This window comes from Arthrobacter sp. BGA-UO-ETr-C19, from assembly GCF_059568005.1.
In genome coordinates this window covers 256,368-280,221 of sequence record NZ_JCAQPC010000021.1, presented here as the reverse complement: position 1 = coordinate 280,221, position 23,854 = coordinate 256,368, and the positions used below count along the sequence as shown (strand labels likewise).

21 protein-coding genes and 1 tRNA gene are annotated in these 23,854 nt (G+C 66.3%); 9 read left to right on the top strand and 13 right to left on the bottom strand.

Annotated features, from left to right (window positions below; all coding sequences use genetic code 11):
• Nucleotides 1-25: 25 nt before the first annotated feature.
• Nucleotides 26-98, bottom strand: a tRNA-Lys gene (locus AC57BR_RS14300).
• Nucleotides 99-333: 235 nt separating this feature from the next.
• On the opposite strand from AC57BR_RS14300, the gene AC57BR_RS14295 reads away from it, so the two are divergent.
• From AC57BR_RS14295 to AC57BR_RS14285, 3 genes are all read left to right on the top strand, one after another.
• Nucleotides 334-993, top strand: a complete 660-nt coding sequence (locus AC57BR_RS14295) for a hypothetical protein (RefSeq protein ID WP_377995434.1) — start codon at nt 334-336, stop codon at nt 991-993.
• A gap of 255 nt (nt 994-1,248) precedes the next feature.
• The gene (locus AC57BR_RS14290) at nt 1,249-1,866 is read left to right on the top strand and encodes a DUF47 domain-containing protein (protein ID WP_496361642.1); all 618 of its coding nucleotides are present in this window, start codon (nt 1,249-1,251) and stop codon (nt 1,864-1,866) included.
• Between the two features lies 1 nt (nt 1,867).
• On the top strand, nt 1,868-2,884 hold the full coding sequence (locus AC57BR_RS14285) for an inorganic phosphate transporter (RefSeq protein ID WP_496361640.1): 1,017 nt from the start codon (nt 1,868-1,870) through the stop codon (nt 2,882-2,884).
• A 198-nt stretch (nt 2,885-3,082) separates the two neighbouring features.
• Here AC57BR_RS14285 and pstB read toward each other — a convergent pair whose 3' ends face one another.
• The 4 genes from pstB to pstS form a co-directional block, all read right to left on the bottom strand.
• Nucleotides 3,083-3,862, bottom strand: a complete 780-nt coding sequence (gene pstB / locus AC57BR_RS14280) for a phosphate ABC transporter ATP-binding protein PstB (RefSeq protein ID WP_496361638.1) — start codon at nt 3,860-3,862, stop codon at nt 3,083-3,085.
• Nucleotides 3,863-3,946: 84 nt separating this feature from the next.
• Nucleotides 3,947-5,056 carry a phosphate ABC transporter permease PstA gene (gene pstA, locus AC57BR_RS14275; protein ID WP_496361636.1) on the bottom strand — a complete coding sequence of 370 codons (1,110 nt, stop codon included), beginning with the start codon at nt 5,054-5,056 and terminating at the stop codon, nt 3,947-3,949.
• Nucleotides 5,057-5,989, bottom strand: a complete 933-nt coding sequence (pstC, locus tag AC57BR_RS14270) for a phosphate ABC transporter permease subunit PstC (RefSeq protein WP_496361634.1) — start codon at nt 5,987-5,989, stop codon at nt 5,057-5,059.
• Nucleotides 5,990-6,111: 122 nt separating this feature from the next.
• Nucleotides 6,112-7,233 carry a phosphate ABC transporter substrate-binding protein PstS gene (pstS, locus tag AC57BR_RS14265; protein WP_496361632.1) on the bottom strand — a complete coding sequence of 374 codons (1,122 nt, stop codon included), beginning with the start codon at nt 7,231-7,233 and terminating at the stop codon, nt 6,112-6,114.
• A gap of 261 nt (nt 7,234-7,494) precedes the next feature.
• Between pstS and AC57BR_RS14260 the strand changes: the two genes are divergently transcribed.
• On the top strand, nt 7,495-8,043 hold the full coding sequence (locus AC57BR_RS14260) for a flavin reductase family protein (RefSeq protein WP_496361630.1): 549 nt from the start codon (nt 7,495-7,497) through the stop codon (nt 8,041-8,043).
• Between the two features lie 132 nt (nt 8,044-8,175).
• Here the strand turns inward: AC57BR_RS14260 and AC57BR_RS14255 are convergent, their stop codons facing one another.
• Both AC57BR_RS14255 and AC57BR_RS14250 read right to left on the bottom strand, forming a co-directional pair.
• Complete coding sequence (locus AC57BR_RS14255; protein WP_496361628.1) at nt 8,176-8,919, bottom strand: hypothetical protein; 744 nt, start codon at nt 8,917-8,919, stop codon at nt 8,176-8,178.
• Nucleotides 8,920-8,999: 80 nt separating this feature from the next.
• On the bottom strand, nt 9,000-9,734 hold the full coding sequence (locus AC57BR_RS14250) for a DUF5058 family protein (protein ID WP_496361626.1): 735 nt from the start codon (nt 9,732-9,734) through the stop codon (nt 9,000-9,002).
• A gap of 284 nt (nt 9,735-10,018) precedes the next feature.
• Here AC57BR_RS14250 and AC57BR_RS14245 point away from each other — a divergent pair, with 284 nt between their 5' ends.
• Nucleotides 10,019-11,452, top strand: coding sequence for an amidase (locus AC57BR_RS14245; RefSeq protein WP_496361624.1), 1,434 nt, complete (start codon nt 10,019-10,021; stop codon nt 11,450-11,452).
• On the opposite strand, the gene AC57BR_RS14240 is transcribed toward AC57BR_RS14245, so the two are convergent.
• Genes AC57BR_RS14240 through AC57BR_RS14230 form a run of 3 tightly spaced genes read right to left on the bottom strand, consistent with a single transcriptional unit; the run spans nt 11,436 to nt 14,825 of the window.
• The gene (locus AC57BR_RS14240; protein WP_496361622.1) at nt 11,436-12,389 is read right to left on the bottom strand and encodes an Lrp/AsnC family transcriptional regulator; all 954 of its coding nucleotides are present in this window, start codon (nt 12,387-12,389) and stop codon (nt 11,436-11,438) included. The two genes, AC57BR_RS14245 and AC57BR_RS14240, sit on opposite strands and share 17 nt — an antisense overlap.
• Before the next feature lie 33 nt (nt 12,390-12,422).
• Nucleotides 12,423-12,893 carry a hypothetical protein gene (locus AC57BR_RS14235; protein ID WP_496361620.1) on the bottom strand — a complete coding sequence of 157 codons (471 nt, stop codon included), beginning with the start codon at nt 12,891-12,893 and terminating at the stop codon, nt 12,423-12,425.
• A 9-nt stretch (nt 12,894-12,902) separates the two neighbouring features.
• Nucleotides 12,903-14,825, bottom strand: coding sequence for a primary-amine oxidase (locus tag AC57BR_RS14230; RefSeq protein ID WP_496361618.1), 1,923 nt, complete (start codon nt 14,823-14,825; stop codon nt 12,903-12,905).
• A 121-nt stretch (nt 14,826-14,946) separates the two neighbouring features.
• Between AC57BR_RS14230 and AC57BR_RS14225 the strand changes: the two genes are divergently transcribed.
• The 3 genes from AC57BR_RS14225 to AC57BR_RS14215 all read left to right on the top strand — a co-directional run bounded on the left by AC57BR_RS14225 (nt 14,947) and on the right by AC57BR_RS14215 (nt 17,883).
• Entirely contained in the window at nt 14,947-15,537 is a 591-nt protein-coding gene (locus tag AC57BR_RS14225) for a TetR/AcrR family transcriptional regulator (protein WP_496361616.1), read from the top strand.
• Between the two features lie 170 nt (nt 15,538-15,707).
• On the top strand, nt 15,708-16,769 hold the full coding sequence (locus tag AC57BR_RS14220; protein WP_496361858.1) for a D-TA family PLP-dependent enzyme: 1,062 nt from the start codon (nt 15,708-15,710) through the stop codon (nt 16,767-16,769).
• A 154-nt stretch (nt 16,770-16,923) separates the two neighbouring features.
• Nucleotides 16,924-17,883: an AraC-like ligand-binding domain-containing protein gene (locus AC57BR_RS14215; RefSeq protein ID WP_496361614.1), complete on the top strand. Its 960-nt coding sequence runs from the start codon at nt 16,924-16,926 to the stop codon at nt 17,881-17,883.
• 49 nt (nt 17,884-17,932) lie between these two features.
• On the opposite strand, the gene gdhA is transcribed toward AC57BR_RS14215, so the two are convergent.
• Complete coding sequence (gdhA, locus tag AC57BR_RS14210) at nt 17,933-19,270, bottom strand: NADP-specific glutamate dehydrogenase (RefSeq protein WP_496361612.1); 1,338 nt, start codon at nt 19,268-19,270, stop codon at nt 17,933-17,935.
• A gap of 197 nt (nt 19,271-19,467) precedes the next feature.
• On the opposite strand from gdhA, the gene AC57BR_RS14205 reads away from it, so the two are divergent.
• Complete coding sequence (locus tag AC57BR_RS14205) at nt 19,468-20,214, top strand: AmiS/UreI family transporter (RefSeq protein WP_496361610.1); 747 nt, start codon at nt 19,468-19,470, stop codon at nt 20,212-20,214.
• On the opposite strand, the gene AC57BR_RS14200 is transcribed toward AC57BR_RS14205, so the two are convergent.
• Entirely contained in the window at nt 20,173-21,666 is a 1,494-nt protein-coding gene (locus tag AC57BR_RS14200) for an APC family permease (protein WP_496361608.1), read from the bottom strand. The genes AC57BR_RS14205 and AC57BR_RS14200 overlap by 42 nt on opposite strands.
• A gap of 201 nt (nt 21,667-21,867) precedes the next feature.
• Nucleotides 21,868-23,778 carry an FAD-binding monooxygenase gene (locus AC57BR_RS14195; protein WP_496361606.1) on the bottom strand — a complete coding sequence of 637 codons (1,911 nt, stop codon included), beginning with the start codon at nt 23,776-23,778 and terminating at the stop codon, nt 21,868-21,870.
• Nucleotides 23,779-23,854 lie beyond the last annotated feature (76 nt).

Sequence of the window (23,854 nt, the reverse complement as noted above, 5' to 3'; positions counted from 1 at the left end):
GACTTTCCACTCTTCGCTAAAAGAGTGGGCCCTGTGGGGATCGAACCCACGACCCACGGATTAAAAGTCCGATGCTCTACCAACTGAGCTAAAGGCCCAAACTGCCTGCCGGAATGCGGGCTTCAACAGCCTGCAAAACGCGAAACAGTTCCAGTCCATTTCTGGACGTTTAATACTGTACCCCAGACCGTGGCGACTTCAGCACGGCGCCCCGCCGCCGTCGTCGAACGTGTCTTTCCCGGGAAGCGGCAGGACTTTGAGCTGTGGTGCAGGACGGGCCGGGCGCTGCAAGGGACGCTCGATTCCGGTTCTTTGCAGGAGTAGCGTGGGACCATGAGCCAGAATGCAGGAACCAGCGGCCCGGGCGGGGCGGAGCGGCACCACAAACCGAAGCCTTTTGCGCCCATTGATTTCGAGCCTTTCGCAGGCGGCGCCGATCCGGCGCGCGTCTCGGAAGCCGCGCACCTGGCCGCCCAGGCCCTGGTGCGCCACGGGCGGGACAGCGATGATCCCGTCATCACCAAACGGCTGGTCAAGCTGGCCGACGAGCAGGGCCTGGAGGCCATCGCCGAGATGTGGGCTGAAAGCCCGGCACGCTCGCTGCCCGGTGCGCTGTGGCGGCTGTATGCCCTCCGCGCGGCAACCGTGCAGGATCCCGAGCGCATCTCCGTTTATTTCAAGGCGGGCAAGGACACCGCTCAGGTCTCCAATGTGGTGGCCGGCGCCGCCGAGCCGCCGGGCGCCGACGAAATGAAGAACATGGCCGACGCGATCCTGTCCGGGGCCTTCGACGGCGACTTCGACGTTGCGCTGGAACGGTCCGCCGCATTCTGCCGCGTGGTGGCGCTCGGCCAGGCAACGCTCGCGGACGGCGCGGAGCATTCCAACGAGAGCCACGCGCGCAAGCTGACGCGCAACTCCCACCTGCTCGTCAAGACCGCAGAGGACTTGGAACACGCCGCCAACGCCTGGCGGCTGGGTGAGCTCGACTGACCCATGAGGCCCGATCTGTCAATGTTGACTTGATCCAGCCAAAGTAGAAGACTGAAATAGGTGCCGAACCGCGAAACCCCCGGGCTTCAACATTTAGCCGCCCAGAGCGGCCTACCGCCGAGAGGCGTATCCGGTTCGGCACCATTTTTATGCCCCAATGCAGGTGCCGGTAAAGTACTGACTAGCTGCGGCTCGGACGTCAAGTCAAAGACCCCGCGGCGTCCCGCCCTGACAATCCTCCGGAGACCGGTACTCATGAAGCTGCGCCTTTTTCCCCAGGAATCCGCAGGCCTGAACCTTCTGTCGCAGCTGGCCCGGCAAATCGTGTTTGCCAGCGCCACCATGGCGGAAATCCTGGGCGCGCCGGCCACCGAACACCACCGGCTGGTGGAGGACATGCACAACCACGAGGCGAAGTCGGCCGAGCTGCACTTCGCCCTCCTGACGCACATGCGCACCAGCTTTGTGAATCCGCTCCCGCGCGAGGACATGTACGCCCTGTCGCAGGGCCTGAACGAAGCCATTGAGAAGCTGGACGCCGCGGCCGAACTGGTGGCGCTGTACAACCTCGACCGGCTGCCGAAGCGCGCGGCCGACCAGCTGGAGATCATCAGCCGCCAGGCCGAGCTGACGGCTGACGCCATGCGCCGGCTGAACAACCTGGACGACCTTGAGGACTACTGGATCGAGGTCCTGCGCCTGGCCAAGCGGGCCGAACGCACGCACCGCGTATGGGTCGCGGACATGCTCAAGGACATGAAGTCAGCCCAGTATGCCCGCAACCGGGACATCGCCAACCAGCTGGTGGACGTCACCAAGGACATGCGCCGCATCGCCACCCTGGTGGGCAGCATCATCGTCAAGGAATCCTGAGGTGACGCTGTCCATCTTCGCCCTGGTGGTGCTCCTCGCCGCGGCATTTTCCTTCATCAACGGCTTCCGGGACGTGTCCACGTCCGTAGCCCTGGCCGTGCGCACACGCGCACTGACACCCACCGTGGCCGTACTGCTGGCCGCCCTATTCAACCTCATCGGTGCCCTCCTGAGCGCCGGACTGGCCGTGGCCATCAGCCAGAACTGGGTTGCCCTCCCGCCGGGGGACAGCGGCCTGACCATCATCGCCGCCGGCCTGGCCAGCGCGTGCGCCTGGGGCATTTTCCTGTGGTGGCGGGGCGTTCCCTCCTCCTCCACGCATGCCCTGGTGGGCGGACTGGCGGGGGCCGGAACCGCCAGCGTGCTGGTGGGCGGAAATTCAGTGAGCGGCGTGGACCAGTCGCTCCTGTTCCAGGTGGTCCTCCCCCTGGTCCTCTCACCAATAATTGCCTTCATCGCGGCCTACCTCCTGGTGTTTCCCGTCACCTGGGCTGCGCGCTACACCCAGCCGAACGTGGTAAACAAGCGGTTCCGTTCCGCCCAGGCCATCGCGGCTGGCGCCGTGGCCTTTGGCCACGGGCTGCAGGACGGCCAGCGTGTCAGCGCTGTACTCATCCTGGCGCTGCTGGCCGCCGGCTATTCCGACGGTGGCTCGATTCCGTTGTGGGTGGCGCTGCTGTCCGCGGCCACGATCACGGCGGGCACGCTGTTTGGCGGCTGGCGCATCTCGCACACCATTGGCTACCGGCTTACCCGGATCGACCCCCTGCGCGGTGTGGTGGCCCAGGCCTTCAGTGCGCTCCTGCTGTTCATTGGCGCCATCGGGCTGCACTGGCCCGTGTCCACCACCCACACGGTCACATCCGCCGTGCTCGGCGCGGGGGAAAACCAGCAATTCGCCACCATCCACCGCAAACTGGTCACCCGGATTTTGTCGCTGTGGGTCCTGACGCCGGCAGCCACGGCCGCGGGAGCCTTCATCCTCGAGCTGGCACTCTCCCCGCTCATCGCCGCCTGAACTGGGATCAAACAACGATTGCTCCGTACGCGCCCTTTTGAGCGCTCGTTAGGGCAGTTACGGAGCAATCGATGGAGGTGGGTGGGCCCACGCCGGCGAGGGCCCCGGCCTGAGCTCGCGAGGTTAGGGCGGCGGTGGGTGGGCCCACGCCGGCGAGGGCCCCGGCCGGAGCTTGCGAAGGCTGGGAGCCGGTGGGGATTACCCGAAGCGGCCGGAGACGTAGTCCTCGGTGGCCTTCTGGCTCGGGTTGTTGAAGATGGTGCTGGTCTCGGCGAACTCGATGAGCTTGCCCGGCTTGCCGGTGCCGGCGATGTTGAAGAACGCCGTCTTGTCCGAGACGCGGGCGGCCTGCTGCATGTTGTGGGTCACGATCACCACGGTGTACTGGTCCTTGAGCTCGTTGATGAGGTCCTCGACGGCCAGGGTGGAGATCGGGTCCAGCGCGGAACACGGCTCATCCATGAGGATCACCTGCGGCTCCACGGCAATGGCGCGGGCGATGCAGAGGCGCTGCTGCTGGCCGCCGGACAGACCGGAGCCCGGCTTCTCCAGGCGGTCCTTGACCTCGTTCCAGAGGTTGGCGCCGCGGAGCGAGCGCTCCACCAGGGCGTCGGCCTCGCCCTTGGAGATCCTTTGGTTGTTCAGTTTCACGCCGGCCAGGACGTTGTCCCGGATGGACATGGTGGGGAACGGGTTGGGCCGCTGGAACACCATGCCGATCTGGGAGCGAACCGTCACCGGGTCCACGCCGGGTCCGTACAGGTTGTCGCCGTCGAGCAGCACCTCGCCCTCGACGCGGGCGCCCGGCAGCACCTCGTGCATGCGGTTCAGCGTCCGCAGGAAGGTGGACTTGCCGCAGCCCGAGGGGCCAATGAACGCCGTGACGGACTTGGCCTCGATGTTGATGCTGACATCTTCCACGGCCAGGAAATTGCCGTAGTACACGTTCAGGTCTTTGACGTCGATGCGCTTGGACATGATGTTCCTTAACTTGCTGGTATGAAATGAAGTCTAGAGCCCGGCGTCCCGAGCCGAAATACGATCCAGTAGGGGCGGTCCGGCCTAGCGGCCTGTCTTCGGGGCGAAGACCCGGGCAATCAGGCGGGCGCCGAGGTTGAGCAGCATCACCAGGATGATGAGAACCAGGGCAGCACCCCACGCCCGCTGCGACGACGGATCAGGGTTGGACGGGGAGGTGGGGTTCAGGATCTGCGTGTAGATGAATGTGGGCAGCGAAGCCATCCACCCGCCGAACACGTTGTTGTTGATGCTGGTCGCGAACCCTGCGGTCACCAGGATGGGTGCCGTCTCACCAATAACCCGGGCGATCGCCAGGGTGACGCCCGACGCAATGCCGGAGATCGCCGTCGGAATGACTACCTTGAGGATGGTCCGCCACTTGCGGACGCCCAGCGCGTAGGCCGCCTCGCGGAGCTCGTTGGGCACGATCTTCAGCATTTCCTCGCTGGAGCGGACCACCACCGGGATCATCAGCACGGAAAGCGCGACGGCGGCGACCGCGCCGGTCTTGGTGCCGGGCCCTACCACCGCGAAGAAGAACGCAGCAGCAAAGAGGCCGGCGACGATGGACGGGATGCCGGTCATGACGTCCACGAAGAATGTGATGGCGCGGGCCAGCGGGCGGTCGTTGCCGTATTCGACGAGGTAGATCGCCGTCAGCAGGCCCACCGGAACGGAGATGACGGTGGCCAGCAGGGTGATCTGCACGGTGCCCACGAGCGCGTGGTAGATGCCGCCGACGACCGGCCCGGTGCCATCTGCCGCCCGGTTGTCGAAGACACCGGTGACGCCGTTCATCGAGGTCCCCAGGAAGCCGGGGTTGAGCACGCCGGGGATGCCGTTGACCATGACGGTCCAGATGACGGAGATCAGCGGGAGCAGGGCGATCAGGAAGGCGCCCACTACGAGGCAGGTGGCCAGCTTGTCCTTGGCCTTGCGCGCGCCTTCAACCGCGGCGCTCCATCCGACGAGTCCTGCGGCGAACAGGATGGCGGTGACGACTCCCCAGCCGAAGGCATTGAATCCGATCAGGGCGAGGATGGCGGCCCCGAGGACCAGCGCGACGCCCAGGACCACGTAAGGGGCGTATTTGGGCAGCTGGCCCTTGGTCAGGGCGGACCGCTTGCGGACCGGGGTCAGGGTGGAGGTCATTTAGTTGGCTCCCGAGAATTCTTTGTGCCGGCTGATGATCCACCGGGCGATCATGTTGACGGCGAGGGTAATCACGAACAGGACCAGGCCCGCGGCGATCAGCGTGCTCACCTTGAGGCCGCTGGCCTCGGGGAAGTTCAGGGCGATCTCGGCGGCGATGGTCTGGTTGCCGGACTGGATCAGGCTGGCGGTCAGTGCGCCGGAGGACAGCACCAGCGCCACGGCCATGGTTTCACCCAGGGCGCGGCCGAGGCCCAGCATGACCGCACTGATGATTCCCGGGCGAGCGAAGGGCAGCACCGACATCTTGATCATTTCCCAGCGGGTGGCACCCAAGGCGAGGGCTGCTTCCTCGTGCAGCTTGGGGGTCTGGAGGAAGATCTCGCGGGACAGCGACGTGATGATGGGGATCACCATGACGGACAGCACGATGCCGGCGGTCAGGATGGTCTTGCCCGTGGCGGAGGCCGGACCGTGGAAGATGGGCAGCCAGCCCATGTTCGCGGCCAGCCAGCCGTAGGCGGGCGAAATCTGGGGGGCCAGGAAGGCTGCGCCCCAGGCACCGTAGATGACGGAGGGGATCGCGGCGAGCAGGTCGATCACGTAGCCAAGGCCGGACGCGAGGCCGCGCGGGGCGAAGTGCGAGATGAAGAGGGCGACGCCGATGGACACCGGCGTCGCGATGACCAGGGCGATGACGGCCGCAATGAGGGTGCCGACGACGATCGGCCAGATGTAGGCGAAGAAGCCCTCGCCGCCCTGGATGTCCGCGGCGGGGGCCGTGAAAGCGGGAATCGCCTGGATGACGAGGAAGAGCGCCACGCCGAACAGTACGGCAAGGATCAGGCAGCCTGCCGCGAGGGCCGCTCCGGAGAAGACTTTATCCCCGGCGCGGCCGGCGCCTCGGGAACTGGTCAGGGAGGTGGTGGTCATACCCGGCCCTTCGGTGTTGTTGGTACGTCAGATGTGAATCGTGCTGAAACCGCGCTTTACACGGCTAAGTTCCCCGCCCTGCCTGGCGGCTGGGCGGGGAACTTCGGCGTTCAGAATAAGCGCTACGACTTGACCTTGATGGACTCGATCGCCTTGACAGCCTTCTCGGCCAGGGTGGCGGAGATCGGAGCCGACTTGGCGGACTCGGCGGCAGCCTTCTGGCCCTCTTCGGAAACTACGTAGGTCTCGAATGCCTTGACCAGGTCGACGGTTTCCTGCTTGTCGTACGTGGAGCAGACGATGTGGTAGGAAACCAGGACCACCGGGTAGGCGCCGGCCTCGGTGGTGGTGCGGTCAAGCTTGATGGCACCGTCGGTGTCGGCGCGGCCCTCAACAGCCTTGCCGGCGTCGACTGCCTTGGAGGCAGCTTCCGGGGAGATCTTGACGAACTCGGAACCGACCTTGATCTGGGCGATGCCCAGCTTGCCGCCAACGGCGGAGTCATCGGCGTAGGTCACGGCGCCCGGGGTGTCGGTGACGGTCTTGACGACGCCGGATGTGCCCTTGGCGTTCTCGCCCTTGAGGGATGCAGGCCAGATGCCGTCGGCCTTGTCCTTCCAGACATCGGGAGCCGCAGCGGAGAGGTACTCGGTGAAGTTCTTGGTGGTGCCGGAGTCGTCAGAGCGGCTCACCGGGGTGACGGCGAGGTCCGGAAGCTTGGCGTCCGGGTTCAGTGCTGCGATGGCGGGGTCGTTCCACTTGGCGATTTCGCCTCGGAAGATCTTGGCCGCGGTGGGGGCGTCCAGCTTCAGCTCGGTGATGTCCGGCAGGTTGAAGGCAATGGCGATCGGCGAAATGTAGACGGGGATCTCGATGGCACCCTCGGGGCCGCAGACCTTCTTGGCCGAAGCCAGCTCCTCGTCCTTCAGGTAGGCGTCGGAACCGGCGAACTGTGCCGAACCGTCGAGGATGGCCTTGCGCCCGGCGCCGGAGCCGTCCGGGGAGTACTGCACGGTGGCGCCCTGGTTGGCGGAGGCGAAGTTGGTCTTCCAGACATCCATGGCCGCGCCCTGCGCGGAGGAGCCGATGCCGGTCAGGGTGCCGGTGACCTTGGTGCCGGCGGCGGAGGCGCTGCCTGCCGGGGCGGTGTTCGTGGCATTGTCTGAACCACAGGCGGTGAGCGCGAGTGCGCCAGCGGCGATAACAGCGATTGCCGCGTGGCGGCCGAAGCGGAGTGCCTTCACTGGGTGTACCCCTTCCAGGGTTTTTCGATGCGGTGCGGACCGGAGAAGTCCGAACGTGACATGCGTACTTTTTGTACCTTCACTGAAGTTATGGGCCGCAGGTAACAAGTTTTGGGGTCCGAGGTGAACGCAAGGTTAACGACGGCGGGCCATTGGCTTACAGATACTGGGTTGCCATTGCGTTAGATGCGCCACAGTCGTATTGGTTTCCGCCTCGTCCTTAACAGGCGTAACAAGGGCCCCAGGTGGCACGATGGGCCCATGGAATCTTCATGGCCACTGGAGGCACGCCAGTTGGACGATACGCCGTCAGACGCCGACGTGGACCTCTACCGCAGGCTGAGTTCGGACATCACCGCCGGCGTCGCCGTTGTTTCCGCCCGGTTGCGGAACCGGGACTATGCCGCGACGGTCAGCGCCTTCCTCTCGGTTTCCTACGACCCGCCCACCATGCTGGTCAGCTTGTACGCGGAATCCCGCATTGGCGAGGCCGTGGCGGAGGCGGGCACCTGGGCCCTGAGCGTCCTCTCCGGCAAGCACCAGGGCACGGCGACGTGGCTTGCCAGTCCGGGGACGCCGCTGCACGGGCTGCTGGCGCAGGTCCCCTACCGGCGCGGGCCGGCCACGGGATCTGCCGTCGTCGACGGCTGCCTTGCCTACTTCGAGCTGCGGACCGTTTCGGTCCAGCCTGCCGCCACCCACCTGCTTATTGTTGGCGAGGTGGTGGCTATGGGCAGTGGGGCGGAAGCGTCCGAGGCTCCGGACCCGCTGGTGCATTTCGGCTCGGAGTTCCGCCGGCTGGCACCGTAAACCCGTTCAGCCCAAACACGCAGGCACAGTAATGCAGGCCCAGTAATAAGGGTGCGTCCTGCCGCGAATCCCGGCGGGACGCACCCTGTTTTTGTTTTGCTCGGGGTGGATGGGCTACTCCGGGTGGACCAGCTACTCGAGGTGGATGGGTTGGGCCGGACGGCTGGCCGGGGCAGGCTGCCTGTCCCGGAAGAGCCACGCCAGCAGCACCGTCCCCAGAACGGCGATGGCGGTGGAGACCATGGCAAGTCCGGGAACCGCGGGGAGGACAAGAAAGACGACGGCGGATGCCACTGCCAGGGCGATGGCAGTGGTCCTGGGCTGCTTCATGGAGACGATGGCCTGGACCAGCACGGCGCCCAGGACAGCGGGCAGCACGTAGAGCCGGGTCGCGTTCATCACGGCAGGCGGGATAACGCTGATGAGCCAGCTCCCCAGCAGCCCAACGAAAATGGCCAGTGAGGCCAGGTGGACGGCGGCCGCACCGCAGATGGCCACGACGGATGCCAGCTGGCCGCGGCGGGTTCCGGGCTTGGCGCCGATGTTGGTCTGTGCGATCAGGGCGGCGGGCAGGAGCTTGTTGGAGATGTTGCCGATCATGAAGGCCTGGTACATGGCGGCCGGCCCGAGTATGGGGTAGTACGTCAGCGGCTCGACGATCCAGATGATCCCGAACGTGGCAGCGACGGCAGCGAAGGCGATCCAGAGCTGCGCAGGCGCAATGTCCAGTCCGCCGGCGAAAACGAGATACAGGGGGCCGGCGACGGAGACCAGCAGGCCCGCGATCATGGTGGCCCGTCCCCAACGCGAGGTGGTGCGGTCAAACTCGGTCATGGCTTGGTCCGTGGCGGAGGGCGCGGTACTGGTGGCTGTCATGGCTGGATTCCTGTCAGTTTGATTGGGGGTCTGGGTTGGCCGGTCCGGGCTCTGGCGGGTCGCTTTGTGGTTGGCGCCGGTCAGCTGCCGGACGCGAGAAGTGCGGCCCCGAGGGCGGCGACGATCGAGATGCCCAGGCCCCACTCCCGCAGCCAGCTCTTGCCGAGTGCCTTGGCCAGAAACAGTGACAGCGCCATCACGGCGGCGGAAACGGCAAAGGTGACCACATGGGTGCCGGACTTTGGCAGTTCAGTGAAGCCCAGGCACGCGAAGGCTCCGATGAGGGCCGCCGCGGGGACTACGGCCATGGCCGCCGGATTGATCGCGCGTACCTTCGCGTCGCCGCGGCGGAGCAGCGGGGTGAGGATCAGCGTGGCGATCATCCACATGGCGCCGCCGATGCTCATGGCAAAGAACGCCACCGCGAAAACGCTTTGGGTGTAGCTCTCGTCACCGAGCTTGGCTCCCAGGGTGCCTGCCGCGATGCCGGCCGCCGAGACGTCGTAGGCTGCGGAGCCGATCAGGCCGATCCGGGACAGCACGGCGGGTGCACCGAAAAGCGCCAGCAGCGCAATGGCCACGAGCGCGACGGCGAGCGAGGGGCCGATCGCGGAGACGGCCCCGGACCGGAACGAGGTCCTGATGTCCCCCGATGTCATCTGCACCGACGGTGCTGCCCTGCGCACTGCCCGGAGGAAGATCAGTGACTGAACCACGATGACGCCGAAGACGCCGGCCACGCAGAGCCAGAGGACGGGGGCGTTGGCGATTGCAAGGATGTCAGTGGAGCCGGTGGGTGCCAGGGGTGCATGCATGGGAGCCTCCTGATTAGGGCCCGCTGGGGGCCGGCGATGCTGATGCCGCGGGCAGGACCGCTGCGTTGCGGAATCTGGGCCTCCGACCGGATCGGCCAGCAGGTTAGGAATACTGTCCGGGACGCTGGCTCGGGACGGCAAGGGATGGCGGAATCGGCCAAAATTCTGGCCGGATCAGTCAAGCCACGGATTCATTTGCCGATGCCTTCCGCTCACGCTCCAGGTCCTCCACACTTCAGGGAAGAACAACCGCGCACTCTTCAAACCCCGCCCGAAGGAGCATCATGTCTGACGCCATCAGCGAACTTTCCGCCGTCGAGCTCACCGCCGCCATCAGGAACAGGGAAATCTCGGCGAGGGAGGCCCTTGACTGCCACCTCGAACGCATTGCCGAGGTGAATCCCCGGCTCAACGCAGTGGTGACACTCGATGCCGAGGGAGCCGTGGAACTGGCAGCCCGCGCCGACGAGCTCACGGTCTCCGGCGGCGAGCTGCCGCCCCTGCACGGCCTGCCCCTGACCCACAAGGACACCAACAACACCGCCGGGATGCGCACCACCCAGGGCTCGGTGGTGCTGAAGGACTTCGTGCCGGCCAAGGACGACCTCATCATTGCCCGGCTCAAGGCCGCCGGCGTGGTCAGCACGGGAAAGACCAACGTTCCCGAGTTCGGCGCAGGCTCCCACACGTTCAACGACCTCTTCGGCACCACCACTAATCCCTACGCGCCGGCCCTCAGCGCAGGCGGAAGCAGCGGCGGGGTGGCCGCCGTCGTGGGTTCCCGGGTGCAGCCGATGGGTGACGGCAGCGACATGGGCGGCTCGCTGCGGATCCCCGCGTCCTTCTGCAACATCGTCGGATTCCGGCCGTCCCAGGCCGTCATTCCGATGCCGTCCGATATCAACGCCTGGTCCTGGCTGGGGCGGACCGGCCCGATGGCGCGCACGGTGGAGGACATCGCCCTGTTCATGTCCGTCACCGCTGGACGGGATCCGCGCGTGCCCCACCCGCAGGTGGTTGATCCGGCCGAATTCAGGGCCGGGCTTGAGACCGACATGCGCGGGGTTCGGATCGGCTGGTCACGGGACTTTGGCATTGGCGTTCCGGTGGAACCGGAAATCGCGGACCATCTGGAACGCCAGCTCGCGGTGTTTGCGGAACTGGGAGCAGTGGTGGAGGAGGCCTGCCCGGATTTCAGCGAGGCGGATCTGGTGTTCGGCAACACGCGCGCACTGGATTTCGCGGCCGGGCTGGGAGTGTTGGTCGCCGAATCAGGTGAGCTCATCAAGCCGGAGGTGCGGTGGAATGTGGGCAAGGGCCAGGCCCTCACCGCTGAGGACATCATTGCCACCAACGCCGCCCGCACCCGTCTTGAATACAGCGTCCAGGACTTCTTCGGGCGCTACGACATCTTTGCGAGCCCGTGCGCACAGGTGCTGCCGTTCGACGCGTCCCTGCGCTACCCGCAGGAGGTAGCCGGTGTCCCTTCCGAAACCTATCTGGACTGGATGCGGTCGGCGTGCCTGCTCTCGGCCACCGGCGTGCCGGTGCTGAGCGTGCCTGCCGGGTTCAGCGGTTCCGGGCTGCCCATCGGGTTGCAGCTGGCCTCCAACCACTACACCGACGTGCAGCTGCTGCGCTGGGCGAGGGCGTTCGAGCAGCAGACGGGCTACGCGGCCGTCGCCCCTATGTTGGCAGACCTCAGCCAGCCCGCATGATGCGTCCGCCGCGTTTGCGGGCGTCCAGCAGGACGGACACGTCCACGCCGGAGGCCTGAGCCGCCCAATCCGAAGCCGTTATGAGGCGGTACAGGGACGGCAGGTCGGGCACGGTCACGTCGGCCACGATCTGGTAGTCACCGGCAAGCGCTGCGGCATAGCGCACGGCGGGCAGCCCGGCCAGGTTCCGGCCCAGCTGCTCCACCTGGTGCGGCGCGGCCCTGATCCACAGCAGCGCCTCGACCGCGAGCCCGAGGGCAGCCGGTTCCACCACCACGCGGGGCTGGACCTGGTTGTTGGCGAGCAGCCATTCGCAACGCCGGCGGGCCGTTGCTTCCGAAACTCCGACCCGCCTGGCCAGAGCTTCGAAGCTGATCCGTCCATCCGCGCAGAGGGCCTCCACAAGCTCGGTGTCCTGGCGGTTCAGGACCTGCCGGACTGCGTGCACCCCTGTGTCCGCAGCGACCGGCGAGCGCAGGGCGTCTGCCTGCTCCGCGGTGAGCATCTCCGGCCGCCAGCCCTGGATGGTCCGGAAATACCGCAGCACCGGATAGCTCACGGAGTGCCGCAGTCCGATTGTGGAAGGCAGTTCGTCGGAGAGGATGTCCCCCATCCTGTCCGGTTCAGTGAGGATTTCGGCCACGCAGTCGCCATTGCCGGTGACGGTGTAAACAAACGTGGTGTCGGAGCGCTGCGCGAGCGACTGCCCGGCAGCGCGGGCAGTGCCCGGCGTGCAGCGCATTTTCACCAGCATCGACGCCGGATGCGGCCGCACTGCGGCGATGGCGACCGCGCCGGATTCCAGGAGCTGCACCCCGCGGCGGGCCACGGTGCGTTCCGGCTCGCCCAGGACGGCGGCCATCTTGCGCCAGGGGCAGCGGGGATCGAGCTGCAGGGCAGCCACAATCTGGCGCTCCAGTGAATCGAGCAGGATCATCCGCACTCCATCATCCGCAAAAAGGGCCTACCGCTAGTGCTTTATTTCAGCACGGACGGACCGAAGGCGGGCGAGCAGCGTCGCGGCGAGGAACGCCGTCGTAATTTCCAGGACGACGACGGCCAGCAAGCCTTCGGCGCCCGTTTCCAAAGAGCCCGACCCCAAGAAGCCCGACCCCAAAGAGCCCGTCCCAAGGAAACCCGCACCGGCCGCCGCTCCGGCATGGGAGTGGCCCGGCCCGCCCGCCATGGAAAGGGCCGGGCCGCCCAGCAGCAGGACCGCGTGCAAGGCAGTCATGGCCAGGGCACAGCCCATCACCTGGCGCAGGGCCTTCTCCCGGCAGCCCCGCCACAGGTGCACAGCGCACGGCAGGCAAACCGCGACCATCGCGAGCATCACGGCGCCCAGCCACGGTCCGTGGTGGTTTCCGGCGACAAGCCACAGGTGCACCAGGCAGGACGCGGCGGTCACCGCAGAGACGGCACGGGAGTGCAGTGCGGCCACGGCGTGAGCCTAGCCGTGGCAGTGGGAGCCGGACTGGCTGGAGTTGGCCGGGACGTCGAGCACCGGGCTGCGGTCGAAGAAGCCCTCGGGGCGGAGCTTGAAGCCGACGGTGTCCACCGGCATGATGGGCCAGTCCTCCACGCGCGGGAAGTGGGTCAGGCCGAAGGTGTGCCACACGACGATGTCCTGGCCGTCGATGTCGCGGTCCTGGGCGATATAGGCGGGCAGGCCCGCGCCGCCGGAGTGCTGGTTGACGAAGTCGCCGGTCGGGTAGCGCTCGTCGTCGGCGTACCGGGTGACCCACAGGTCCTTGGTGGCAAAGGCGGCCCGCCGCGCAATGGAGGACCCGGGGTCGGCCATCAGGGTGGGCTGGTTGTGGGCGTGGAGCTTGTAGCCCACCGGCTCGTTGAGACGATTCTTGGATTCGGGATTGGAGATGATCCAGGTCCGGCCGGCGCGGGCATCGGCCTCGCGGACAGCCTCGGACTCGCGGGTCAGGACGGTGCGCTTCCGGGAGAACGCGTTGCCGCGCTCGTTGCCCGCGCCCATGGCCTGCCGGACCACGTCCTCTTCCTCCACCCTGTTGGTGAAGCCGTCGATGGCCATGTCCAGGCGGGCACTGAAGATGTGCTGGTGGAACGGCGCCCCCAGCCCGGGTGCCAGCTGGGAGATGTTGTCCGAGCCGTCTTCCGGGAATGCGGACGTGAAGACGACGCCGGTGGCTTTGGCTTCGAATTCGATGGTGCCGTCGAGGTAGAGGTACCAGTAGAAGCCGTAGTCGTAGTTGCCGATGGTGGTGAAGAAGGAGATCACCAGGCGGCGGTTCCTGCGGGTGTAGCTGATGCCGGACCAGAGGTCGCTGTGCTTGGCCAGGATGCCCCAGTCCTCCTCGTGCATGCAGATGCCGTTGCGGATCTCGCGGGGGTTGCCGAAGGCGTCGCTGATGGCCGGGCTGAGGTAGGTGATGTCGCCGAGGCAGTCGCAGCCCAGTTCCAGGGAGTTGGCGTACTGGCCCACCAGGTACTCCCCCGTGTCGAAGTAGTTCTGCCAGGACCTGACCGGGGACGGATCGCCGTACGGCACCACCATCTCGGCGATGGACGCGCGGTTGATGATGGGCCGGAGGCGGTCGCCGTCCCGGAAGGCGATGTTGTGCAGCACCACGCCCTCGCGGACGTCGAAGCCGACGTCCAGGCTCCACTTTTCCCACTCGATGTGGTTGCCGCCGGTCACCGTGAAGCTGGGGCCTTCGGGCTGGGTGATGCTGATGGGTTTCTGGGTGGTGCGGAGCGGACCCGTGAGCTCGGGGTCGGTGTAGTTGCCGTGCTCTGCCGGGATGGGGAAGACGCCGGTGTCGATCACCTGGGTGACTTCCTTGCTGACCACGTCCACGTAGGCCACCAGTCCGTCGACCGGGTGGGCCCAGGCGCTGTCCGCCGGAAAGTCCTGCACGAAGGCAAGCCCGCGGAGGATCCGCCGGCCGCTCTCCTCCGCATACTCGAACACCCCGGCGGACAGCGGCGCAACGCGCACCTTGCTGACGTCCAGGTTCCGGGCGGCCAGGGCCTTCAGCCACCGCTCATCGGTGGCCAGCAGCTGCTCCACCACCTCGAATTCCTCTTCCAGGACCGGCAGTTCGCCGGTGGCCGCGGTGTCGAGTTCGACGGCGGAGATCACCGTGCCGCTGGTGACCGAGACGGTGACATCGTGGGGCCGGGCGCCGGAGACGTCATGGATGAAGATCCGGAACCGCCGGTCTTCGGCTTCACTGCCGGCGCCGGCTCCGCGGGCCGGGTCAAGGAGGCCCAGGTAGGCAATGCGCTTCGCCGGCCCAAGGAGGCCCGCGGTCCGAAGAATGCCCTGCACCTCACTGATGTCCCCGGCTGAGGCAAGGCGGAAGGGGCTGGCTGTCTGGATGGTGGAGGGCGTCATGGCGGCCTTCTGTCCGGGACCCTGGCGGGTCGGATTTTTATTTTCTATAGTTGTAGAGAATAAGCGAACGTAAGATGGCTCACAAGAGTCTGGGCGAAAATAGTTTTTGGGGAGCGGCCGCGTGCCAAAGATTGTTGACCACGACGAGCGCCGCCTGGAACTCGTCGATGCAACCTGGCGGATCATCGCCCGGCTGGGCATTGAAAGCGCCACGATGCGGGAAATCGCGACCGAGGCGGGCTTCGCAAACGGCGCGCTCAAACCGTACTTTCCCACCAAGGACACGCTGCTCACCTTCGCGTTCGGCCACGTCTTCAACCGGACCAACGAGCGCATCGCCGAAGTCACCTCGGGGCTTTCGGGGCTGGCGGCCCTGCGGGCCTTCTGCGTCGAAGTGCTCCCGCTGGATGAGGAACGGATCAATGAAGCCCGGATCGTCATCCCCTTCTGGCAGAAGGCTATTAACGATCCCGGCAAGGCACAGATCCACCGGGAATCGATGCAGCAGTGGCTGGATGCGATCCGGCGCCACCTGGCGGAGGCCAGGGAGAGCGGGGACGTAAGTACCACCGTCGACGACGACAGCCTGGCCGGCCAGCTGCTCAACATGCTGCTGGGCGCCCAGATCGCAGCTGCGCTGCTTCCGGAGGGCCAGACGGAGCTCGGCCTGGACGGACAGCTCGAGGGCTTCCTTTCCCTGCTGACACGCTAGCCTCCGGGCCCGCTGGCCGGATGACCCGCTAGCCCCAGGACCCCTTAGCCTCAGGACCCGTTAGCCTTAGGACCCGAGGCATCGCGGACCGGCCCGGACCGCGGGAACAGACCTACAACCAGGAGACGCCGGCAGTGACCATCCCGCAGGAAATCGATACGCCGGAAATCATGATTGACGTCGACATCCTCGACAGGAACATTGAGCGGATGGCGTCAGCCGTCCGGGCACGTGGCCTGAGCCTGCGCCCGCATGCGAAAACACACAAGATTCCCGAAATAGCCGCCCGCCAGATCGCGGCCGGAGCCTCCGGGCTGACGGTGGCAACCATCGGCGAAGCTGAGGTGTTCGCCGCCGCCGGAGTCAGCAACCTCTTCATCGCGTACCCCCTCTGGATGTCGCCGCAAAAGGCCGAGCGGCTTCGGCGCCTCTCGCAAACCGCGCAGATCGCCGTCGGCGTGGACTCCGTGGAGGGCGCAACGACGCTGGGATCCGGGCTGGGAAGTGCCGCGGGGAGCATTAGCGCCCTCGTGGAAGTCGACAGCGGCCACCACCGCAGCGGCGTCCACCCGGAATCCGTCGCACCGGTCGCCGAAGCTGCAGCGCGCGCCGGGCTGAAAGTCGCGGGAGTCTTCACCTTCCCGGGACACAGCTACGCACCGGGCATGCCGGTCGAAGCGGCCAGGCAGGAGCAGGAGGCCCTGAACCGGGCCTCAGAGGCTCTTGCGGCGGCAGGATTCGACACCACCTGCCGCAGCGGCGGCTCCACCCCGACGGCGATGCTGACCGGGGATTCGGCCGCCACCGAAGTGCGCCCGGGCGTCTACGTCTTTGGCGACGCCCAGCAGCTGGAGCTGGGGCGGTGCGCCGCCGAGGACATCGCACTGACGGTGGCTGCCACCGTGGTCAGCCGCCATGCGACCCCCGCGGACGGACCGGCACGTTTCATCATCGACGCCGGCAGCAAGGTTCTGGGCAGCGACCGGCCCGCGTGGGCAAGCGGCTTCGGACGGCTGATGGACCACCCCGACGCGCGGATGACCGCACTGTCGGAGCACCACGCAACGCTCGAGTGGCCCGATTCCGGGACTGCGCCCGCCATCGGGCACCGGCTGCGCGTTATCCCCAACCATGTGTGCCTGGCAATGAACCTGGTGGACGACGTCGCAGTGGTCCGCGGCGGCGCACTCGTGGACCGCTGGGTGGTGGCAGCCCGGGGCAAGAACAAGTAGGGAGCCCGACCGCTTTTGTCCACAGAATCTTTTTTCGACATATGTTGAAAAAAGATGACAGGGCAGAATTTCGCCGCTAACCTGAAATGACTGTGTTCCAGGACACAGTGTTGGGGACCCGCCAATAGACAGCCAACCGGCGTCAGGAACGTTCATGCCAGCAGCCACAATCCGTCCCGCAGACCAGCACCTCACCTCCAGCGTGGCCACCTCCTTTGACCACTGGAGGCACCTCGTAGCGCAGTCCTTCGTGCCGCTGGCCGCCGAAACGGACCGGCCCGAGCAGTTCCGCGGCCGCATGCGCTCCAGGGTGCTGGACCGCACGTGCATCGTGGAAGTTACGGCTTCGGGCCACAGCGTCCACCGCACACCTGCATTGCTGGCACAGTCCGGCCAGCGTTATTTCAAGCTCAACCTCCAACTGGAGGGCACCGGGCTCCTCATCCAGGACAACCGCGAGGCCGTACTCCGCCCCGGCGACCTGGCCATCTATGACACGAACCGCCCGTACACGCTGGCGTTCGAAGCGCAGGCCCGCATGATGGTGGTGATGTTCCCGCACGATGCCCTGTCGCTGCCGCCGGACTATGTGGGACAGCTGTCGGCCGTCCGCCTGGCCGGCGAGTCGGGGCTGGCGGGCATTGTGGGACCGTTCATCAGGCAGCTCGCCGGCAACCTGGAGGCACTCAGCGGGCCCAGCGGTTCCCGGCTCGCGGCCAACACCCTGGACCTCGTCTCCACCATGCTCCACTCGGAACTGGATCTGGCTGCGGACAGCATGAAGCCCCAGGCGCTGCTGGCGACGTCGGTCCGCGACTACATTGAGGCGAACCTCGCTGACCCGGAGCTGTCGCCAGCGAGTATCGCTGCGGCGCATTTCATTTCCACCCGCCACCTGCACAACGTCTTTCACGAAACAGGCACAACGGTTGCCAGCTGGATCCGGAGCCAGCGGCTGGAACGTATCCGCCGGGACCTGAGGGATCCGCTGCACTCCGGCACTTCTGTGGGGGCGGTGGCAGCACGGTGGGGTTTCCTGGACGCGGCGCACTTCAGCCGGACGTTCCGGGACGCCTACGGCGAATCGCCCAGCGACTGGCGGCGCGGCGCCTAAACCAGCCGGGCGCCTAGATCAAACCCTGTGGCTAGATCAAGCCCTGTGACTAGATCAAACCCTGCGCGAGCATCGCGTCCGCCACTTTGACGAAGCCGCCGATGTTCGCGCCCAGCACGTAGTTGCCGGGTTCGCCGTACTCATCCGCGGTGGACGCGCAGCGGTGATGGATTCCCACCATGATGTCCGTGAGGCGCTGTTCCGTGTGCTCGAAGGACCAGGAGTCGCGGCTCGCGTTCTGCTGCATCTCGAGCGCCGACGTGGCCACACCGCCTGCGTTGGCGGCCTTGCCGGGCCCAAACAGCACGCCCGCCGCCTGGAACACTGCCACGGCGTCCCGGGTGGAGGGCATGTTGGCGCCTTCGCCGACAGCGAGCAGCCCGTTGCGGACAAGCCGCGCGGCAGCACCGCCGTCGAGCTCGTTCTGCGTGGCGCACGGCAGCGCGACAGTGGCGTCGACGTCCCAGACGGAGCCAGCCTCCACGTAGGAAACGCCGGAACGGCGTAGCGAATAGTCCTTGAGGCGTCCGCGTTCCACTTCCTTGACCTGGCGGAGCAGCCCGACGTCGAGCCCGGCCTCGTCCACGACGTAGCCGGAGGAATCAGAGCAGGCCACCACGGTGGCTCCGAGCGCCTGGGCCTTGGCGATGGCATTGATGGCGACGTTGCCGGAGCCCGAAACCACGACGCGCTGCCCGTCGAAGGATGAGCCCCGTGTCTTGAGCATCTCTTCGGTGAAGACCACCGTGCCGAAGCCGGTGGCCTCGGGCCGGACCAGCGAACCTCCCCAGGAAATGCCTTTACCGGTCAGGACTCCGGATTCGTAGCGGTTGGTGATGCGTTTGTACTGGCCGAAGAGATAGCCGATTTCGCGGCCGCCCACGCCGATGTCACCGGCAGGCACGTCGGTGTATTCGCCGATATGGCGGTAGAGCTCGGTCATAAACGACTGGCAGAACCGCATGACTTCGGCGTCACTGCGGCCCCGGGGGTCGAAGTCGGAACCGCCCTTGCCGCCGCCGATGGGCATGCCGGTGAGCGCATTCTTGAAGATCTGCTCGAAGCCGAGGAATTTCACAATCCCGAGGTAAACGGAGGGGTGGAACCGGAGGCCGCCCTTGTAGGGGCCGAGCGCCGAATTGAACTCCACGCGGAAGCCGCGGTTGATCTGGACGCGGCCGGAATCGTCGGTCCACGGCACCCGGAAGATGATCTGCCGTTCCGGCTCGCAAAGCCGTTCCAGGATGGCGGCTTCAAGGAATTCGGGGTGCCGGTCGTGAACCGGGCCAAGGCTTTCAAACACCTCCACCACCGCCTGATGGAACTCAGCCTCGCCCGGGTTCCGCGCCAGTACCGTGTCCCTGACGGCCTCCAGCCGTGCGTCCATGAATCATCCTTACTTCGGCTGCCGACGGTGGGGAAGTATGCAGTCCGCCGTCCCATAGTTGAGCTTTCAACCTAACCGATTAAGACCGCAGCCGGGTAGGCGGCTGGGGTGTCATGCCTTATTCTCCGTATTGTGACACAAAAATTCCGTAATACGAGATTGATGTGCTTGATGTTCTGCCCCAGGAGGGCCAACTGATGGCGTATGTTTGCCTCCTCCTTTCCGGCGCCGCGCTGCTCATCAATGGGCTGGCAGCGCTCGGGCATCTCCCCCGCCGGGATGCAGCCGTGCTGAGCCTGGTCCTCGGCAGCCTGCAGCTGCTCCTGGGCATCACGTATCTGGCCGTCACGTTTTTGGGCAACCTTCGGTTGGACAGCACAGCTCCGGACGCCGACGGCGGCGTGCAGCTGCTGCTTTCGGCGTCCGGCATGTTCCTGTTCGGCCTGACCTACGTCTATGTTGGCCTGGATTTCCTGCTGGGTCTCGGGTCCAGGGGCCTCGGCTGGTTCTGCGGCATGGTGGCCGGGTGCGGCCTGCTGCTCGCCGCGGCCTGGTTCCCTGAGGACCCGCTGCTGGCAGTGCTGTGGCTCTGCTGGTCCTACCTGTGGATGCTGTTCTTCTTCTCGCTGGCGCTGGACCGGAGCCTGCTGTCGCCGCTGATCGGCTGGTCCCTGATACTGACCAGCCAGGCGACAGCGACGGTACCGGCCTTTCTCGGGATCACCGGGAACTGGCCCGGCGATCCCGCATTGGCCGGCGGAGCCGCCGCGTGCATCGCGGCGCTGCTCTTGCTCGCCGGCGGCCTTGCCCGGCGGGAGGCCCGGCGAGACGGCAGGCGGGACGACGGGCGGAGCTGCCCTCCCGCCGTCGTACCTAAAGAGCCGTTAGCCGCCGACGAACCGTCAGTCGGCAGGGGCAGCCTCATCGGCAAACGCGGGCTGTGAGGTGCGGCCGCGCTTCTCCACTGCGATTTCCGCCAGCACTCCGGCCACGAACATCACGGGGACGGCAACCAGCAGCCCAACGGCTGTTTCGGCGCTCCCTCCGATGAGGGATGTGAAGTTGCTGACCACCAGGTAGAGAACCCACGCCAGCAGCAGCGATGCGAGCGCCGGTGCGATGAGGGTCTGCCAGAGTTGCCCCGGATCCCGTTCGCGGCGGAAGTATGCGACGACGGCCAGGGAGCAGAGCATGTACAGCACCAGCAGCGCTGCAACGGCAAGCCCGCTGAACCACGAGAAGAGCGTCAGTACCGGGTCCATCCCCAGTACCGCGAACGGAGCCACGAGCAGCACAGCGACAGTTGTCTGGACCCAGGCCGCGGATGCAGGGGCGCGGTGCTTGTTGGTCCGCGCCAGGACAGCGGGCAGGGAACCGCGCAGGGCCAGCGAGTGGAGGTAGCGGTTGATGCCGTTATGGAAGGCGATGATGCCTGCCAGGAGGGATGTCACCAGGAGGATTCCGGCAGTCACACCGGCCCACGGGCCGAACAGCTCAACAAGCGGCCCGATCACAAAGGAGGTCGCGTCTCCCGACTCCAGGGCAGCTCCGGCGGCATCGATCACGTGCGAGGGCCCGTAGAAGCTCACGAGCATCCAGGTGATGAAGGCGAAAAACACGGCGATGATGCCCACGGAGAGGTACGTTGCCCGCGCCACCGTCCGGTGGGGATCCTTGGCCTCGGCGGAGTAGATGGCCGTTGACTCGAAGCCAAACATGGATGCAACGGCGAACATGATGGCAACGCCGGGGGCGCCGCTGGCGATCGCCTCGGGGGAGAACGAGGCTGCCATGTTGAGGCCTTCGGGGCCTCCACCCTTCAGCAGGACGGTGAACCCGAACAGCAGCAGAATCGCCACTTCCAGGCCCACAAGGAATGCCAGGACACGGGCGCCGAGTTCAATGTTCATCGAGCCAAGCACCTGCACGCCTGCCATGGTGACAACGGCAAGAAGCCACCAGGGAACCGTCACTCCGGCCGAACCCAGCAAGCCGGAGAAGGCCGCACCATAGAGTCCGTACATGGCGGCCTGCACCGTGCTGTACGCCAGCAGCGCCAACCAGGCAGCGCCTGTGCCTGTCTTTCTACCGAAGGCGGCGGTGATGTAGGCGTAGAAGGCGCCGCTGGCCTGCACCTTCCGGCTCATCGCCACGAACCCGACGGCGAAGATGACAATGACGACGCCAACGACGAGGTAAGCACCCGGTGCCCCGGCGCCATTGCCGAGGGCAGCCGCCAGGGGTGCTGCACCGACGATGCCGGTCAGCGGAGCCTGGGCTGAAAGAACGAAAAAGAGAATGCCCAGAACGCCGATGCTGCCCGCGCGGAGGGCGGTGGACTGCTCCTTGCGCGGATTTGCTTCTGCAGTCCGGGACTCGGAATTTGAAATACTCATTGGATCCTTCTTAACGGTCATGAGCGTTGGAAAGGGGTGCCGGCAATGGCCTCGCACCTTGAATTCCAGCTTGGCAGTCCCGGTCGGACAGGGCTTGTCTGGCAGCGATCAGTTGTTGTGCCTCAGCGCACTGGTCATGACCTGCAAAGCCAAAAATGAAACAGCCGGGGAGGCCTTCGCGCTCCCCGGCAGTTTCGTCTCTCAGGCGTGGTGGCTTACCAGTCCGCGGCGGGCCGGCAACAGCGGCGCAAAGAACGCCCCGAGCTCCGCCGTCGCGGTCAGCGGCAGGACGTTCGCCACGTACTGGTCCGGGCGGACCACTACCACCACGCCGCCGCGGTCAAGGCCGCGCAGCTCGAAGATATCGGCCTTCGGGTCGGTGCCGTAGACCTTCTCGAGGTTGGTGAGCTTGAACGGCCCGACCTCCGGCTTGAACACGGCAGGGACGGCGTTTATGTCGATGCCCCTGTGGTCCTGCTGGTAAATGACCTTCACGTCGAACCAGGCATCGGCGTCGGCGCCCTCCGGCGTGGCCGCCAGCGGCGACTCCGGCGATTTCTCCAGCCACTGCGCGAAGTCAGTGGTCGGCGACGCGGCTCCGGCCTCGGCGGCGTCGGCGAACACGTAGATGCGCCAGCGGCCGTCGGCCGTAGCCTGGTGCCCCAGGTGCAGCGGGTTGGTGTCGCAGACGCGCTGCACGGGAGCAGACTTGAAGCGCTTGCCGGTTGGGAAACCCGTGGCGAGCCCGGCGTGCTTCGCCTCGGCGACGATCATCGACGGCGCGTACTCGGTCATGAAACCGGCCGGGAATTCTGCGGTGCGAACGTAGAAATCCTCGAGCTCCGAGGGGTCGTCGAACTCCTCGGGCTTCTTGGCCATCAGGGTGGACCATTCCTTATCGAAATCGATCAGGTTTTTCGCGACAACCTGGCGCTCCGCGGAGTACGTGGCGAGCAGCGACTCCGGGCTGCGGCCCTCGAGCACGTGGCCAAGCTTCCAGCCGATGTTGAAGCCGTCCTGCATGGACACGTTCATGCCCTGGCCTGCCTTGGCGCTGTGCGTGTGGCAGGCGTCGCCGGTGATGAACACGCGCGGCGTGCGGGTGTCCCGTTCGGCGGGCAGGACGTCGTCGAACCTGTCGGTGAGGCGGTGGCCCACCTCGTACACGCTGTGCCAGGCGACGTTGCGGACGTCGAGGGTGTAGGGCTGCAGGATCTGGTTCGCGTGGGCAATGATCTGCTCGATGGTGGTCTTGCGGATGGCGCCGTTGTCGTTCTCCGGCACGACGCCGAGGTCGACGTACATGCGGAACAGGTGGCCGCCTTCGCGCGGGATCAGCAGGATGCTGCCGCCGTCGTGGGACTGGATGGCGCACTTGGTGCGGATGTCCGGGAAGTCGGTGGATGCGAGGACATCCATGACGCCCCAGGCGTGGTTGGCCTGGTCTCCGGCGAGCGTGCAGCCGATCGATTCACGGACCTTGCTGCGGGCGCCGTCGGCACCGACCACGTACTTGGCGCGCACAACGCGCTCCTTGCCTGCCAGCTCGCCGGCGGTGCGGAGCAGGGTCACGGTGACGGGGTACTCCCCCGAATCCGCGACGTGGAGGCTGCTGAATTCGTAGCCGTAATCGGGGGTCATGCGGGTTGGCGAGTAGGCCATGACCCGCGCGAAGTAGTCCAGCACGCGGGCCTGGTTGACGATGAGGTGCGGGAATTCGCTGATGCCCATTTCGTCGTCGACCGCGCGGGCGGCGCGGACGATGTGCTTCGGATTCTCCGGATTCGGCTTCCAGAACGCCATCTCGGTGATCCGGTAGGCCTCCGCGGTGATCTCCTCGGCGAACCCGAACGCCTGGAATGTCTCGACGCTGCGGGCCTGGATGCCGTCGGCCTGGCCGATTGCGAGGCGGCCGCCGCGGCGCTCCACTATGCGTGTGGTGATGTCCGGGAACTGGGAGAGCTGGGCGGCTGCGAGCATGCCCGCGGGGCCGGAGCCCACGATGAGCACGTCAACCTCGTCGGGCAGCTCTTCGGGGCGGTTGATGCCGACGCCGGCAGCCGGCTGGATGCGCGGGTCACCGGAAACGTAACCGTGGTGGTGGAACTGCACGGGCTTTCCTCACTTCACTGTGTGGCTGGCTTTCGCCAAAACTTGTGTTCTATATCGGAACAGATGGTTCGATAAT

What these genes read in the sequence shown, in the direction of transcription:
- AC57BR_RS14245 (WP_496361624.1), top strand. Translation starts at nt 10,019, where the DNA reads ATGTCTGACGCCATCAGCGAACTTTCCGCCGTCGAGCTCACCGCCGCC.
- pstB (WP_496361638.1), bottom strand. Translation starts at nt 3,862, where the DNA reads ATGTCCAAGCGCATCGACGTCAAAGACCTGAACGTGTACTACGGCAAT.
- AC57BR_RS14260 (WP_496361630.1), top strand. Translation starts at nt 7,495, where the DNA reads ATGGAATCTTCATGGCCACTGGAGGCACGCCAGTTGGACGATACGCCG.
- gdhA (WP_496361612.1), bottom strand. Translation starts at nt 19,270, where the DNA reads ATGGACGCACGGCTGGAGGCCGTCAGGGACACGGTACTGGCGCGGAAC.
- pstC (WP_496361634.1), bottom strand. Translation starts at nt 5,989, where the DNA reads ATGACCACCACCTCCCTGACCAGTTCCCGAGGCGCCGGCCGCGCCGGG.
- AC57BR_RS14215 (WP_496361614.1), top strand. Translation starts at nt 16,924, where the DNA reads ATGCCAGCAGCCACAATCCGTCCCGCAGACCAGCACCTCACCTCCAGC.
- AC57BR_RS14295 (WP_377995434.1), top strand. Translation starts at nt 334, where the DNA reads ATGAGCCAGAATGCAGGAACCAGCGGCCCGGGCGGGGCGGAGCGGCAC.
- pstA (WP_496361636.1), bottom strand. Translation starts at nt 5,056, where the DNA reads ATGACCTCCACCCTGACCCCGGTCCGCAAGCGGTCCGCCCTGACCAAG.
- AC57BR_RS14290 (WP_496361642.1), top strand. Translation starts at nt 1,249, where the DNA reads ATGAAGCTGCGCCTTTTTCCCCAGGAATCCGCAGGCCTGAACCTTCTG.
- AC57BR_RS14255 (WP_496361628.1), bottom strand. Translation starts at nt 8,919, where the DNA reads ATGACAGCCACCAGTACCGCGCCCTCCGCCACGGACCAAGCCATGACC.
- AC57BR_RS14250 (WP_496361626.1), bottom strand. Translation starts at nt 9,734, where the DNA reads ATGCATGCACCCCTGGCACCCACCGGCTCCACTGACATCCTTGCAATC.
- AC57BR_RS14200 (WP_496361608.1), bottom strand. Translation starts at nt 21,666, where the DNA reads ATGAGTATTTCAAATTCCGAGTCCCGGACTGCAGAAGCAAATCCGCGC.
- AC57BR_RS14205 (WP_496361610.1), top strand. Translation starts at nt 19,468, where the DNA reads ATGGCGTATGTTTGCCTCCTCCTTTCCGGCGCCGCGCTGCTCATCAAT.
- AC57BR_RS14230 (WP_496361618.1), bottom strand. Translation starts at nt 14,825, where the DNA reads ATGACGCCCTCCACCATCCAGACAGCCAGCCCCTTCCGCCTTGCCTCA.
- AC57BR_RS14220 (WP_496361858.1), top strand. Translation starts at nt 15,708, where the DNA reads ATGATTGACGTCGACATCCTCGACAGGAACATTGAGCGGATGGCGTCA.
- AC57BR_RS14240 (WP_496361622.1), bottom strand. Translation starts at nt 12,389, where the DNA reads ATGATCCTGCTCGATTCACTGGAGCGCCAGATTGTGGCTGCCCTGCAG.